Genomic DNA, 14,464 nt, shown 5'->3' with positions numbered 1-14,464 from the left:
ACCATGATTTTTTGTTCAATTATACAAAAGTACCCGCTCCTCTCCAAGAGATTCACGGGTACTTTTTATCACCGTAGTTTTACCTATATAGTGATTAGTATTTTTCTAATACTAATACATCGTAACCATCTAACATTTTACGACCATCTAAGTAAGTAAGCTCTACTAAGAATGCAATCCCTGCTACAACTCCGCCTAGCTCTTCAACTAACTTAATTGTCGCTTCGATTGTTCCACCTGTAGCTAATAGATCATCTGTAATTAATACGCGTTGACCTGGCTTAATTGCATCTTTATGGATTGTTAAAACATCTTTACCATATTCTTTACCGTAGTCAACAGTAATTACTTCACGTGGTAATTTTCCTAATTTACGAACTGGTGCAAATCCTACTTCTAACGCATAAGAAACTGGGCAACCGATAATGAAACCACGAGCTTCTGGTCCTACTACAACATCGATATCTCTTTCTTTTGCGTATTCAACGATTGCATCTGTTGCTGCTTTGTATGCTTTACCGTCATTCATTAAAGGTGTAATGTCTTTAAACACAATACCTTCTTTCGGATAATCCGGTACAATTGCGATATGTTGCTTGAAATCCATATTTCTGAATCCTCCTCAGATCTAAAAGGTTTGTAAATACAAATCCTTTACCCTAACTGTTCTACTTCTTTATGATTACGAATCGTTTCAAACCATGTATATAGTTGCTGATATGTGCTATAAACCAATTCTTTTTCTAATTGTAAGTGGTTCATTTTCTCACGATATGTGTTCGATTCAATTAAATCACGCTTTTGTTTTTTGTCTGCCATAAAAATGACGCCATCTTTTATTGTAACAAATTCTAACTCAAAAAACACCTGTGTCATGAAATTTACTGTATCTTTTGACCAACCTTTATGACGACATAGTTGTTCTCCATATTGTCTTAAAGAAAATGGTGTTTTTTGGCTTAAGAAAGAATAGTACCATTTAAAGTGTTCTCTCGTCGGAACTGTACTAAATAAGTGGTTATTCTCTTGATAAAATAGCGTATAAATTCGCGCTGGGAATCCTACTTTAAATAGCTCACTTAATTCATCTGTTCCTTTTGGTAAATCAAGTAACACGATATATTGATCATCTAAATGCGTTACTTCTGAAGCATGCATGAGCTTTTCTTTATAGCTCTCTAAAGAAAATTTATTCAATACCTCTTCAGAAAAATACACCATTGTTATTTTTTCTTTCGGAAGTTCTGCTAAATTTGCTTCTGCATTACGCATACTACGCCAATCAAATAATTGCCACGCCTCTACAGCAATATCTTGTACCATTAATTGTGGCTTCTTAAAATTATTCCATTCATTGATGGATGCTTCTCCTATTACAGATACTTTTGCAACTGGAGAGATTTCTTTCGCATATGCACCAAAACCAAATCCAATTGTATCCAGTGTTGCTTGTCCATCACGAAGAGCCATTTTTAAATGAGAGCCATCTGATCCGATCGCGCGAATACTTTCTAACTCTGCATCTTTCACTGCAATACGTGGTTTCGGATTTCCAACACCAAACGGGGCTAGTTTTTGCATATCTTCAATTGCCGCTAGTGTTACATCCTCTACTTTACAAAAAACATCAACTGCTGTAATTGGAATAAAATCTTCTTCTGTTAAAATTGCATCTGCTTGTTCATTTAAGCGGCGACGTAATTCATCTACATCATTCATATGTAGCGTCATTCCCGCTGCCATCGGATGCCCTCCAAAGTGTGGCAATAACTCTCTACAATCTGATAAATTTGCAAACAAATCAAATCCTGCAATACTACGCGCTGAGCCTTTTGCTGTTTCTTTTATAGGATCAATGCATAATACAATAGTCGGACGATAAAAACGTTCAACTAATTTAGAAGCGACAATCCCAATTACACCCGGATTCCAACCTTCTTTTGCAAGTACTAATACTTTATTTTCTTCTGGTGGGAAGTTATTTTCCACTTCAGCGATAGCTTCTTCTGTAATTTGCTTTACAATATCTTTTCGCAGTTTGTTCAGCTCATCAATTTCTTCAGCTAGCTCTTTCGCTTCCTCTGGATCATCTGATAATAAAAGGTGTACAGCCGGCGCAGCATCTTCTAAACGCCCGACCGCATTAATACGAGGTGCAATTGAGAAGCCAATACTCTCTTCGGTAATTTCACTTTGCGAAACGTTAGCAACTTTAAACAATGCCTTCAAACCAATATTTCTCGTCATACGCATATGTTTTAAACCGCGTTTCACTAGCAACCTATTTTCACCATGAAGTGATACTAAATCGGCTACTGTACCGATTACTGCGATCTCTAATAAATGTTCTGGTACACGGCCTAATAGCGCATGCGCAACTTTAAACGCAACACCTACACCAGCTAAATAGTGAAACGGATATACACCGCCATCTAATTTCGGATGTATAATCGCAAGTGCTTCTGGCAATTCTGGCGGTGGCTCATGGTGATCTGTAATAATTAGATCTATTCCAAGCTCTTTCGCTACATTCGCTTCATGTACCGCTGCAATACCAGTATCGACAGTAATAATTAGCGAGAACCCTGCGCTATGCGCCCAACGAAATGCTTCTTCGTTCGGTCCATACCCTTCTGTAAAACGATTTGGAATATAAAATTCTACTTCTGCACCTAATTCTTGAAGAGCAAGATATAACACAGTTGTACTACTTACTCCGTCTGCATCGTAATCACCAAATATTAATATTTGTTCTCCATTTTGAATCGCCTTATTTACACGTTCTACCGTTCTATCCATTCCTTCTAATAAAAATGGATCATGAAATTCTTGATTTTCTGTATTTAAAAAATCTAAAATCTTATCTTCTGTATCTAGTCCTCTACCGAGGAATAATGAAACGACAAGTGGCGATAACTGTAATTTACTTGCTAATTCACTCACTCGTTCGTCATTATATTCTTTTTCTTTCCAACGCGTCTTCGGTTGTAACACGAAATCACCCCTTAACCTGTTCATTATACAAGACAGATTAAGGGGTGACAATATAATGCAAACTACGATGCAATATCTATATACTAAAATGTTAATGATGTTTAATTTGGAGAATACGGATTTATATGTACGAATACATTTTGTACATTATCTTGTTTCATAAGTATTTCTTTCACATGTTTTCCAATACGGTGTCCTTCTTCTACAGTAATGTATGGATCTACAGACACTTTAATATCGACAATAACATAATGACCATGCTCCCGTGCATATAAAGAACCAATTTTTTTCACACCATCTACTTGAAGGACTGCTTCTCTAAGCGGAATAACATCCTCCTCATGAAGAACATGGTCAAGCGTTGCATGAATTGCTTCCGCTCCAATGCTCCATGCCATTTTTACAACAAGAAGCGAAACAACTAATCCTGCAATCGGATCAGCATATACAAGCCAGTCTATACCAAGCTTACCACCGAGTATAGCTGCACAAATACCGATTAAAGCTGCAATTGAAGAAAATACATCCGAACGGTGCTCATATGCATTTGCAATAATTGCATCACTATTTACCCTTTTCCCTAATCGGAATTTATATTGAAACATTCCTTCTTTCACGACGATTGAAAGAACAACAGCAAAAATCGTAATTCCTTTCGGCGGTTCTAGTTCTTGCGAAAAAGCTTTTATAGATGAAATCGCGATTTCAAGTCCCACAATAAATAATAATACCGCAACAATAATCGCTGAAATCGATTCCGCTTTACCATGACCATACGGATGATCTTCATCAGGTGGCTGCTTTGCCGCTCGCAATCCAAAAAGTACAGCTAGCGAACCAATTACATCTGATGCAGAATGCACCGCATCTGCTAGCAGTGCTTTACTGTTCCCAATATAACCAATTACCGCCTTTACAATTGCTAATATAATATTACCAACGATCCCGACAATAGCACCAAACTCGGCCTGTTTAAAACGTTCATCTTTTTCCATAATTAAAATCCCTTCTTTTCTTAACCTATCTTTTTATTTTAACAAAAACAGCAATAACACCACCACTTTCTTCCATCTTCTTCCCATCAAAAAGTTGCTATCTTATTGTATCCACAAACGAAAAAAGAGATGCCTCATAATAAGGCATCATCTTTTCTATACTTGCGGTTCAGATTCTACTTTCTCAACCTTCTTCTTGTTTTTCCCCTTTTTCAAACGACGGTTTTCAAGCATTAACCAAATTTGAGAGGCAACGAAAACAGAAGAGTACGTACCTACTATTAATCCAACAAGTAACGCAAACGAGAAGTTACGTAGTGACTCACTACCGAAGATAAGCAGTGCAATTACTGGGAATAACACTGTTAATACGGTGTTAATCGAGCGACCAAGCGTTTGGCGAATACTTGCATTTACGATTTCTTCTAGATCTTTTATATCGCGCACTCGTTTTTTCTGTTTGTATAATTCACGGTTTCTATCAAATGTAACAATCGAGTCATTAATAGAATAACCGATGATTGTTAGTACTGCAGCGATAAACGTTAAGTCTACCTCTAATTGGAAAATACTAAACATAACAATCATAACGAATGCGTCATGTAATAATGCAAGTACTGCAGATAGCGCATACGTAAATCGGAAACGAATACTTACGTATAAAATGATAACCGCAGAAGCAATCAGTACAGCGATAAATGCATTTCGTGCAATTTCTTTACCGATTGTCGGTGAAACTGTACTTACGTTTGGATCTGTACCATATTTATCGTGGAAGAATGTTTTTGTTTTCGCAATTTCATCTTTTGATAAAACACCTAATGTACGAACTGCGAAACCTTTATTGTCATCTCCAGTCGGTACAATATTTTCTTCCTTCACATCAATGTTCAATTCTTTAAAATCTTTATGAACATCAGACACAGTAACGGCTTGTTTTGATTGCAAGTCGATACGTGTACCACTCGCAAAGTCAATACCAAGATTCAATTTGAAAATTGGTAAGATAATTGCACCCGCAATTACAACTACAATCGAGAAGATAAGGAATTTATGACCGATATTTACGAAATTAATACGATCAAATCTCGTTGGCGGATGTACTACACCTTTTGTTAATGGAATAATATCCTTTTGTTTCACACCAAAATATCCTGGTTTTTTATCAAAGTAACGGCTCTTTACAAGTAGACCTAGTAAGAAACGAGTACCGAATACGTTCGTAATAAAACCAACCAAAATACTTACGATTAAACTTGTTGCGAATCCTTTTACAGAGCTATTACCATAAACGAATAACACACCAGCAGCTGCAAGGGTCGTAACGTTCGCATCTAAAATTGTTGCTAATGAACGATGGTTACCAGCACGGAATGCCGACATCATGGACTTACCGATTTTCAGCTCTTCTTTCAGTCTCTCGTACGTAATAATATTCGCATCAACTGCTATACCTACTCCGAGTACTAACGCTGCAATACCTGGTAATGTCAGAACTGCATGCATCCAGTTAAAGACAAGTAATGTAACGAAAATGTATAAACCTAACATAATAACCGCTACAAGTCCTGGTAAACGGTAGAATACAAGCATAAATAAGAAAATAAGAGCGATACCAATCGCACTAGCGAAAATCGTTTGCTCTAACGCTTGCTGACCAAATTTCGCTCCAACAGATGTTGAATACATTTCTTTTAAATCAACAGGAAGTGCACCTGCATTTAATAAAGATGAAAGTTGTTTCGCACTTTCAACTGTAAAGTTTCCACCTACGATAGATACTTCAGCTTGGTTAAATACTTGACTTACTGTTGCCGCTGATAAGAACTTCGGATTCGGTTTTGCAGATTCTGCTTTATACGAATCTTTTCCTTCTTCAAAGTCAAGCCAAATTACCATTAAATTCGTTGGTGGTGGCATTTTTGAAATTTTTTCAGTTACTTCACGGAATTTTTCAGCGCTCTTTAGTGTAAGACCTACGCTCGCACGGCCTTGCTCATCAAATGTTTGCTTCGCTCCGCCGCCTTTTAAATCCGTTCCGTCCATAAGAAGATTATCATCTACATCACGGAATGTTAATTTCGCTTGTGTTGATAACATTTCACGTGCTTTTTGCTGATCTTGTACACCAGCAAGCTGTACACGAATTCGATCTTGCCCTTCGATTTGAATGTTCGGCTCACTTACACCGAGAACATTGACACGATTCTCAAGAGCACCTACTGTACTTACAAGTACGTCTCGATCGATTTTGTCACCTTTTTTGGCTGGTTTTACTTCATACAGAATTTCAAAACCACCGCGAAGGTCTAGTCCTAGACTAATTCCTTTTGCTATGTCTTTTCCTGCCGCACCAATTACTCCACCGATTAATAAAACGATGAGGAAAAAGGCGGCAATTCTCGTACCACGCTTTGCCATATGTACCCTCTTTCCGCTACTAACACTTTAAATAAATCTCTTACGATTCACTTTTACACGTGTGCATACGTCTAGTTAGTAGACTTCCTTTCTATAATTTTGCTAGCTCATCACTAGCTGTGCCGGTACGTTTTCACGATACCTGCACTTTCATTATTTGTTTTCTCTCTTCACTACCTCCTTTATATATGATCTTAGACATAATTATTTCCTGATTATCAATACCTATCATTATACTGCAAAAGGAAGAACAAACCAATTGCAGTCAGTTATTTATTTTCATATTCATCAAATGACCAAAGTGGCGCTTGATATGCTTCAACAGTTAAATATGTCATATATTCATTAGTACTTACTGTTAATACGTCATTAACTAATTCATACAATCTAACATCGCTGTCTATCTTCTTCCACTTTTTCACTTTGAGAAACTTCCAAATGTCATCATCTGTCACTCGGTCGTAACCGAACATTTGAAACTCTTCTACTTTACTTTCTAAAACGACTTGTAACTGTCCGCGGTATGATTCTACCAAAGCCTCTCTATCTAACATTTATAACATCTCCTTCTTATTTCAGCACGAAAAAGTCGCTTTAATCCCGCTCTAATGGACAGCAATAACTACTTTCAAGAGCACTATCATACTTCACTCTCTTAAATGCTTGTCATTCTTGTCTCGTACGTGCATATAAATTATTGTAAATCATTCCATTGATTTTGAGAAGGTAGGAGAAGAACATGACGAGACAAAGCTTTTTAAAAGGCGCATTTATTTTAATGATAGCCGGCTTTATTACAAAAATACTTGGCTTTATCAACCGCATAGTAATGGCACGTATTTTAGGAGAAGAAGGCGTTGGTCTTTATATGATGGCCGTTCCTACATTCATTTTAGCAATTACATTGACACAAATTGGTCTTCCTGTCGCAATCGCAAAGTTTGTAGCAGAAGCGGAAGCTGTAAACGATAAACAAAGAGTTAAAAAAATATTAACCGTATCACTAGCTGTTACATCCGTTATTAGTATCATTTTAACAATCGGAATTATGTTCCTCACGCCTATTTTAGCAAAAACATTATTAACCGACGAAAGAACGTACTATCCATTAATGGCCATTTTGCCCGTTGTCCCGGTTATTGCTGTTTCTTCTGTTTTGCGTGGTTACTTTCAAGGGAAACAAAACATGAAACCTAGCGCTTATGCGCAAGTTCTAGAACAAGTCGTCCGCATTACCATTATCGCTATATGCATCCAGTTATTTTTACCTTACGGCATAGAATACGCTGCAGCCGGCGCTATGTTATCAGCTGTTCTCGGTGAAGTTGCATCCTTATTATTTTTACTCACGTTATTTCAGCGAGAAAAACATTTATCAATACGCTCTGGATTTTTCACTACTGTAAAGGAAAGCAAAGGGACATTTTATTCTCTGATGGATATTGCCCTTCCAACTACAGGAAGTCGTTTAATCGGCTCCGTTTCATATTTTTTTGAACCTATTGTCGTTATGCAAAGCTTAGCAATCGCTGGTGTCGCTGCTTCTGTTGCAACCCAGCAATACGGTATATTAAACGGTTATGCATTCCCGCTTCTATCACTACCCGCCTTTATTACATACGCTCTTTCTACAGCGCTCATCCCTTCTATTAGTGAAGCAATGGCAAAAAGACAACATAAATTAGTGGAGCACCGTTTACAACAAGCACTTCGAATTTCATTAATTACCGGCGGATGGTCTGTCGTTATATTATACGTATTCGCTTCTCCTGTTTTAACTCTTATGTATGGATCAGACAGCGCAACAGCATTCATTCAACTTCTTGCGCCTTGCTTTTTATTTCATTATTTCCAAAGTCCACTTACCTCTGTTTTGCAAGCTTTAAACTTAGCAAGGGCTGCAATGATGAATACATTTATTGGTGCCATCGTGAAATTAATCGTTATTTTTGTACTAGCATCAAGGCCAGAATTTCAAATGATGGGGGTTGCACTTGCTATCGCCGCAAATATTGTAACAGTAACATTTCTTCACTACGCTACTGTTTTAAAAAAGATTACATTTACCATTTACGCAAAAGACTATATTTTCGGCGGACTTGCCATCGGTATCGCAGGCGCCTTCGGTTTTTATCTTCATAAATATATTATTTTCTCTCATTCCCTTGGCATACAAACATTATGGGAAATCACTTTAACAACAATTGTTTATATCGTACTTCTCTTCACTTTCAAACTCATTCGAAAAGAAGAGTTAAGTCGTCTCCCTATCATTCGTAAACTTTCATTTTTGAAATAAGATGAAACTTTAATCAGTGGGGTAATCTCCACTGATTATTAGTTAAACTAATCATTCTTACTCTTTCAAAGGATAAATCTCTAATCTTCTTTTACATCAACAAAAAATTTTCCGTTTTGAAAACTACAGTATAAAATTTGTGTTACATCGTTATAACCTAAGTTTTTTAATTTCTCAATAAGCCATGCATCTGTATGTTCAATCATTTGTAAATGACTAGATTGAATTTCTCCATCAATAATAAGAGGAAGCGTAAACTGCAATGTATCTTGTTTATTTTTTTGTTTTTGAAAGACAGATAACTTCCCAGACGGTTCCAAAATAGCATATTCTACATCCCGAATATCTCCAACTCCTTGTTCCCTTAATTGCATCATTAAATCATCTATATTATAACGTTGCTTTCTCATCTTCTTTTCATCAATCTTTCCCGCGTTTACAAGAATAGCCGGCTCACCTTCTATTAAATGCCGAAAGCGTTGATACTTTAGGGAAATGACTGACAAAATAATTTGGATGCACATAAGAAAAGTCATCGGAACTAATTGATGCCAAAGTGATTTATCGGTATTTTCAATTGCCACTACAGCCATTTCTCCAAGCATAATAAATACGACTAAATCTAATACACTTAGCTCTCCTATCTCACGTTTACCCATAAGACGAAAAATAATTAAGATGATGATATACAAAAGCATTGTCCGTCCAATTATTGATATCCATTCCATTTCTACATCTCCTTTTTTACGTATAGACTCCCCTATAAAAAAGAAACTAGTCTAACTTAGACAAAAGGAAAATATGCTTGTATTAAAAAGGGGGAATGCATAAATGGATGGAACGAAAAAATTATCAACTGCAATTGGCTTCGGTATTGTTACACTACTAATTCTCGCATCTATTACTAGCATGATTATGGCTCTTTTATTAAAGTTTACGAATATAAACGAAGGGACATTAACCGTTACTATTTTTATACTCGCTCTTTTATCTATGCTTATGTCTGGATTTACTGCCGGCAAAAAGGCTCAAGGAAAAGGTTGGCTAGTAGGTCTCACAACAGGTCTCACGTTCACTATACTCGTTTTTTTAGTTAACTATTTAGGCTTTTCTCAAACTTTATCGAACTCACAATTACTTTATCAATTAGCATTAATGGGGGCGAGTACACTCGGTGGTATTTTCGGTGTAAATATGTCAAAGCAAAGTAACTAAAAAAGGCCCTGCACATTTCATGCAGGGCCTTCCACATTAGTTTTTCACAACTTCACGAATCGCATTGCGATCGAAAGTTAAGTGTGAACCACCAGATTTAATAACGATTTTTGTCTCATCTACTGATTCGATTGTACCGTGTAAACCACCGATTGTTACGATAGCATCACCTTTTGCTAACTCACTTTGCATTTGAGCAACTGCTTTTTGACGTTTTTGTTGCGGGCGAATTAATAAGAAATAGAAAATCGCAAACATCGCAACGATCATAACGATATTCATCATACCTGCATTCATCTTTTGTTCCTCCTTTTAAATTATGTATTAGAAGTTTTTAGCATTCGGTTTATTAAAGCCATACTGTTCAAAGAACTCTTCGCGGAAATCGCCAAGACGGTCTTCACGAATAGCTTGTCTCACCTGCTCCATTAAGTTTAACAGAAAATGAAGGTTGTGATAAGACGTTAAACGAATTCCGAACGTTTCATCACATTTCATTAAGTGACGAATGTACGCACGTGAGTAGTTTTTACATGTGTAGCAATCACAGTTTGGATCAAGCGGACCGAAGTCTCTTGCGAATTTCGCATTTTTTACAACAAGGCGACCTTCACTTGTCATACATGTACCATTTCGAGCGATACGAGTTGGAAGTACACAGTCAAACATATCAATACCACGAATTGCGCCATCGATTAACGAGTCAGGAGAACCTACACCCATTAAGTAACGAGGCTTATTATCTGGAAGAAGTGGTGTTGTAAACTCAAGAACACGGTTCATAATATCTTTCGGTTCACCAACAGATAAACCACCTACAGCGTAACCAGGGAAGTCCATTGAAACAAGATCTTTCGCACTTTGACGACGAAGTTCTTCGTACTCCCCGCCCTGTACAATACCGAATAAACCTTGATCTTGCGGACGTTCATGCGCTTTTAAGCAACGTTCTGCCCAGCGGCTCGTACGCTCTACAGATTTCTTCATATATTCAAAAGTAGCCGGGAATGGTGGACACTCATCAAATGCCATCATAATATCTGAACCTAATGCATTTTGGATTTCCATCGCTTTTTCTGGTGATAAGAATAATTTATCTCCATTTAAGTGATTACGGAAGTGAACGCCTTCCTCTTCAATACGACGGAAGTCACTTAAACTGAATACTTGGAAACCACCAGAGTCTGTTAAGATTGCACGATCCCAGTTCATAAATTTATGCAAGCCGCCTGCTTCACGAATAATTTCATGACCTGGACGTAGCCATAAATGATACGTATTACTTAAAATAATGCCAGAATCCATTGCTTTTAATTCTTCTGGTGACATTGTCTTAACTGTTGCAAGTGTACCAACTGGCATAAATGTTGGTGTATCAAATGAACCGTGCGGCGTATGCACACGACCTAAACGGGCACCCGTTTGTTTACATGTCTTAATAAATTCATAACGAATTGCTGTCATAACTTACTCCTTTTATTTGTTTCTCATTTTAGCGTGAGATGCAACGAACATTGCATCACCGAAGCTAAAGAAACGATATTTTTCTTTTACTGCTTCATTATAAGCATGAAGTACATTATCTCTATTTGCAAATGCACTTACAAGCATAATTAATGTTGATTTCGGTAAATGGAAGTTTGTAATTAAACCATCAATTGCTTTAAATTCATATCCCGGATACATGAAAATATCTGTCCATCCAGAAGCGGCGCAAAGCTTACCTTCATGATCTGTTGCAATTGTTTCTAACGTACGAGTTGATGTCGTACCTACAGTAATAATACGTCCACCATTCTCTTTCACACGATTTAATAATGCCGCTGTCTCTTCAGACATATGATAATATTCTGCGTGCATATGGTGTTCTTCAATCGTGTCTGCAGAAACTGGTCTAAATGTTCCAAGTCCTACGTGAAGTGTAATGAATGCTAACTGAACGCCTTTTTGCTTTAACTTCTCAAGTAACTCTTCTGTAAAGTGAAGTCCCGCAGTCGGCGCTGCTGCTGAACCGATTTCTTTCGCATATACTGTTTGATAGCGATCGCGATCTTCTAGCGTCTCTTTAATATATGGAGGAAGTGGCATTTCCCCAAGTTCATCTAAAATTTCATAGAAGATGCCGTCATATGAAAATTCAAGCTGACGTCCACCTTGATCTGCAGTTCCTGTGCAAGTTGCTTTTAATTTCCCTTCGCCAAAAGAGATAACAGTTCCTTCTTTTACACGTTTCGCTGGCTTTACAAGCGTTTCCCACTTATCACCTTCTTCTTGTTTTAAAAGAAGTACTTCAATGTGCGCGCCTGTATCTTCTTTCACACCGTGCAAACGAGCAGGCATAACTTTCGTTTCATTTAAAACTAAGCAATCCCCCTCATGTAAGTAAGAAAGAATATCCGTAAAATGTTTATGCTCAATATCACCTGTTTCACGGTCTAACACCATTAATCTTGATGTTTCACGCTCTTCTAACGGGACTTGTGCAATAAGTTCTTCTGGTAAATGAAAATCAAACAGATTTATATCCATAGCTATATCCACCTATTTCTTATTTAAATCGATTTATTATATACATAATAAAAGATAATACAATACTTAACACAATACATGTAATGATAGGAAAATAAAAGGTAACGTTTCCTTTTTTCACAAAAATATCGCCTGGAAGCCTTCCAATGAACTTCCAAGCTAATCCAACAACGATGAGTAAGATCCCGGCTGTAATAAGCAGCTTTGGCATCTCCGTCATACTTTTGGTATCTCCATTCCGAAATGTTCATACGCAAGCGGCGTTACAATTCGGCCCCTTGGCGTTCGTTGTAAAAAACCAATTTGTAATAAATACGGCTCATACACATCTTCAATCGTATGAGATTCTTCTCCAATTGTTGCTGAAACCGTTTCTAATCCAACTGGACCGCCACGGAATTTCTCAATAATACCAAGCAGTAATTTATGATCAATATGATCTAGACCTAATTTATCTACTTGCAGTAGCTCTAATGCCATTTGTGTAATTTCCATCGTAACCGTTCCGTTACCACGAACTTGCGCGAAATCACGTACACGTCTTAAAAGACGATTCGCAATACGAGGTGTACCACGAGCACGTCTTGCAATTTCTAATGCAGCTAACGAATCGATTTCAACTTCAAATACTTCTGCTGTACGTTCAACAATCGCAGAAAGCTGATCTACTGTGTAGTACTCTAACCTTGAAAGTACACCGAAGCGGTCACGAAGCGGTGCCGATAATGCTCCAGCACGTGTTGTTGCTCCAACTAATGTAAATGGCGGTAAATCTAGGCGTACAGAACGTGCTGAAGGCCCTTTTCCAATTACAATATCAAGGCAAAAGTCTTCCATCGCAGGATACAATACTTCTTCAATTGATCTATGCAAACGATGAATTTCATCAATAAATAATACATCCCCTGGCTGAAGCGCTGTTAATACAGCAGCTAAATCTCCTGGTCTTTCAATTGCGGGACCTGAAGTTGTTCTAACATTAACGCCCATCTCATTGGCAATAATATTCGCAAGCGTCGTTTTACCAAGACCTGGTGGTCCATATAAAAGCACGTGATCTAACGTTTCTTCACGCATTTTCGCCGCTTCAATAAATACTTCTAAATTATGTTTTGCTTTATCTTGGCCAATATACTGACGGAGCGTCTGTGGCCGTAATGAATATTCTAAATCCGCATCTTCATATGCAGATTCCCCTGAAAGGAGACGTTCGTCCATTATACTCACCTCTTACCATTTAGTAAAAGACTAAGTGCCTTTTTAATATACTGATCCGTCGTTAATGATTCTTTTAATAACTCTGGTACAACACGAGAAACTTCGCGTTCTGCGTATCCAAGTGCGCGCAGAGCTTCCAGTGCCTCATCAAGCTCAGCTGATGAACCTTTCTTCTCATCAAAACGTTCTGTGTCTGAGAATAAATCAACAAATGCATCTGGTACGACATCTGCTAGTTTTCCTTTTAAATCTAAAATCATTTGGCGTGCTGTTTTCTTTCCGACGCCTGGGAATTTCACTAAAAACTTCTCATCTTCATGCTCAATCGCTTGAACGACCTGTCCTGTTTGACCAGAAGCTAAAATTGCAAGAGCTCCTTTTGGCCCAATGCCAGACACGCCTAACAACTTTGTAAATAATAAACGCTCTTCACGTGTTTTAAACCCGTAAAGTGCCATAATATCTTCTCTTACATAATGATATGTATAGACACGGATTTCTTGCTTACTTCTTTGAAATACATACGGATTCGGTGTGAAAATTTGATAACCAATTCCATTATGATCAATTACGACATATTCCGGCCCTACATACTCCACGTAACCTGTAACATATTCAAACAAAATACGATCTCTCCCTCTTAAATCATGTATTCCATTTTAACATATTTAATGATAGAAAAGCGAGACTACCCCAACAAATGTTCTCCACTTGAAACTTCTGTTATTTTCCATTGACAGAAAGGTTAAAGCACCTTAATATACAGAAGTCGATAATGATTATCAATACTAAT

Annotated in this window: 14 protein-coding genes; 2 read left to right on the top strand and 12 right to left on the bottom strand. The window is 37.4% G+C overall.

Translation table 11 applies throughout. The annotated features are described in order from the left end of the window. Window positions 1-94 precede the first annotated feature (94 nt). The 5 genes from HMAS_RS02445 to HMAS_RS02425 all read right to left on the bottom strand — a co-directional run bounded on the left by HMAS_RS02445 (window position 95) and on the right by HMAS_RS02425 (window position 6,964). Entirely contained in the window at window positions 95-607 is a 513-nt protein-coding gene (locus HMAS_RS02445; RefSeq protein ID WP_000346215.1) for an adenine phosphoribosyltransferase, read from the bottom strand. A gap of 47 nt (window positions 608-654) precedes the next feature. Continuing rightward, entirely contained in the window at window positions 655-2,994 is a 2,340-nt protein-coding gene (gene recJ / locus HMAS_RS02440) for a single-stranded-DNA-specific exonuclease RecJ (protein ID WP_025710399.1), read from the bottom strand. Window positions 2,995-3,095: 101 nt separating this feature from the next. Beyond that, the gene (locus tag HMAS_RS02435) at window positions 3,096-3,989 is read right to left on the bottom strand and encodes a cation diffusion facilitator family transporter (RefSeq protein WP_000409746.1); all 894 of its coding nucleotides are present in this window, start codon (window positions 3,987-3,989) and stop codon (window positions 3,096-3,098) included. Between the two features lie 156 nt (window positions 3,990-4,145). Next, window positions 4,146-6,410, bottom strand: coding sequence for a protein translocase subunit SecDF (gene secDF / locus HMAS_RS02430; protein ID WP_001119081.1), 2,265 nt, complete (start codon window positions 6,408-6,410; stop codon window positions 4,146-4,148). A gap of 269 nt (window positions 6,411-6,679) precedes the next feature. Further along, window positions 6,680-6,964, bottom strand: coding sequence for a post-transcriptional regulator (locus HMAS_RS02425; protein ID WP_000886979.1), 285 nt, complete (start codon window positions 6,962-6,964; stop codon window positions 6,680-6,682). Window positions 6,965-7,149: 185 nt separating this feature from the next. Between HMAS_RS02425 and spoVB the strand changes: the two genes are divergently transcribed. Further along, window positions 7,150-8,709: a stage V sporulation protein B gene (spoVB, locus tag HMAS_RS02420; protein ID WP_006926732.1), complete on the top strand. Its 1,560-nt coding sequence runs from the start codon at window positions 7,150-7,152 to the stop codon at window positions 8,707-8,709. Window positions 8,710-8,789: 80 nt separating this feature from the next. Here the strand turns inward: spoVB and HMAS_RS02415 are convergent, their stop codons facing one another. Next, window positions 8,790-9,437: a DUF421 domain-containing protein gene (locus HMAS_RS02415; protein WP_000454817.1), complete on the bottom strand. Its 648-nt coding sequence runs from the start codon at window positions 9,435-9,437 to the stop codon at window positions 8,790-8,792. A 103-nt stretch (window positions 9,438-9,540) separates the two neighbouring features. Between HMAS_RS02415 and HMAS_RS02410 the strand changes: the two genes are divergently transcribed. Continuing rightward, a complete protein-coding gene (locus HMAS_RS02410; protein ID WP_000349150.1) occupies window positions 9,541-9,924 on the top strand; it encodes a TIGR04086 family membrane protein in 384 nt (127 codons plus the stop codon). 36 nt (window positions 9,925-9,960) lie between these two features. On the opposite strand, the gene yajC is transcribed toward HMAS_RS02410, so the two are convergent. From yajC to ruvA, 6 genes are read right to left on the bottom strand one after another with little or no spacing between them, the layout of a single operon-like run. After that, window positions 9,961-10,221, bottom strand: a complete 261-nt coding sequence (yajC, locus tag HMAS_RS02405) for a preprotein translocase subunit YajC (protein WP_000991115.1) — start codon at window positions 10,219-10,221, stop codon at window positions 9,961-9,963. A gap of 27 nt (window positions 10,222-10,248) precedes the next feature. Then, entirely contained in the window at window positions 10,249-11,388 is a 1,140-nt protein-coding gene (tgt, locus tag HMAS_RS02400; protein ID WP_000125365.1) for a tRNA guanosine(34) transglycosylase Tgt, read from the bottom strand. Window positions 11,389-11,400: 12 nt separating this feature from the next. Then, window positions 11,401-12,453, bottom strand: coding sequence for a tRNA preQ1(34) S-adenosylmethionine ribosyltransferase-isomerase QueA (queA, locus tag HMAS_RS02395; RefSeq protein ID WP_000354034.1), 1,053 nt, complete (start codon window positions 12,451-12,453; stop codon window positions 11,401-11,403). 19 nt (window positions 12,454-12,472) lie between these two features. Continuing rightward, on the bottom strand, window positions 12,473-12,673 hold the full coding sequence (locus tag HMAS_RS02390; protein ID WP_000138162.1) for a DUF2905 domain-containing protein: 201 nt from the start codon (window positions 12,671-12,673) through the stop codon (window positions 12,473-12,475). Next, window positions 12,670-13,671 carry a Holliday junction branch migration DNA helicase RuvB gene (gene ruvB, locus HMAS_RS02385; protein WP_000344449.1) on the bottom strand — a complete coding sequence of 334 codons (1,002 nt, stop codon included), beginning with the start codon at window positions 13,669-13,671 and terminating at the stop codon, window positions 12,670-12,672. The genes HMAS_RS02390 and ruvB overlap by 4 nt, the downstream gene beginning before the upstream one ends. A gap of 5 nt (window positions 13,672-13,676) precedes the next feature. Further along, entirely contained in the window at window positions 13,677-14,294 is a 618-nt protein-coding gene (ruvA, locus tag HMAS_RS02380; protein ID WP_000464511.1) for a Holliday junction DNA helicase RuvA, read from the bottom strand. Window positions 14,295-14,464 lie beyond the last annotated feature (170 nt).

Origin of the sequence: Bacillus sp. HMA207 (genome assembly GCF_003402455.1) — a bacterium.
GTDB classification, from domain to species: Bacteria; Bacillota; Bacilli; order Bacillales; family Bacillaceae_G; genus Bacillus_A; species Bacillus_A cereus.
Note: the sequence above shows the minus strand (reverse complement) of the source record. Positions and strands in the feature narration are given on the sequence as shown.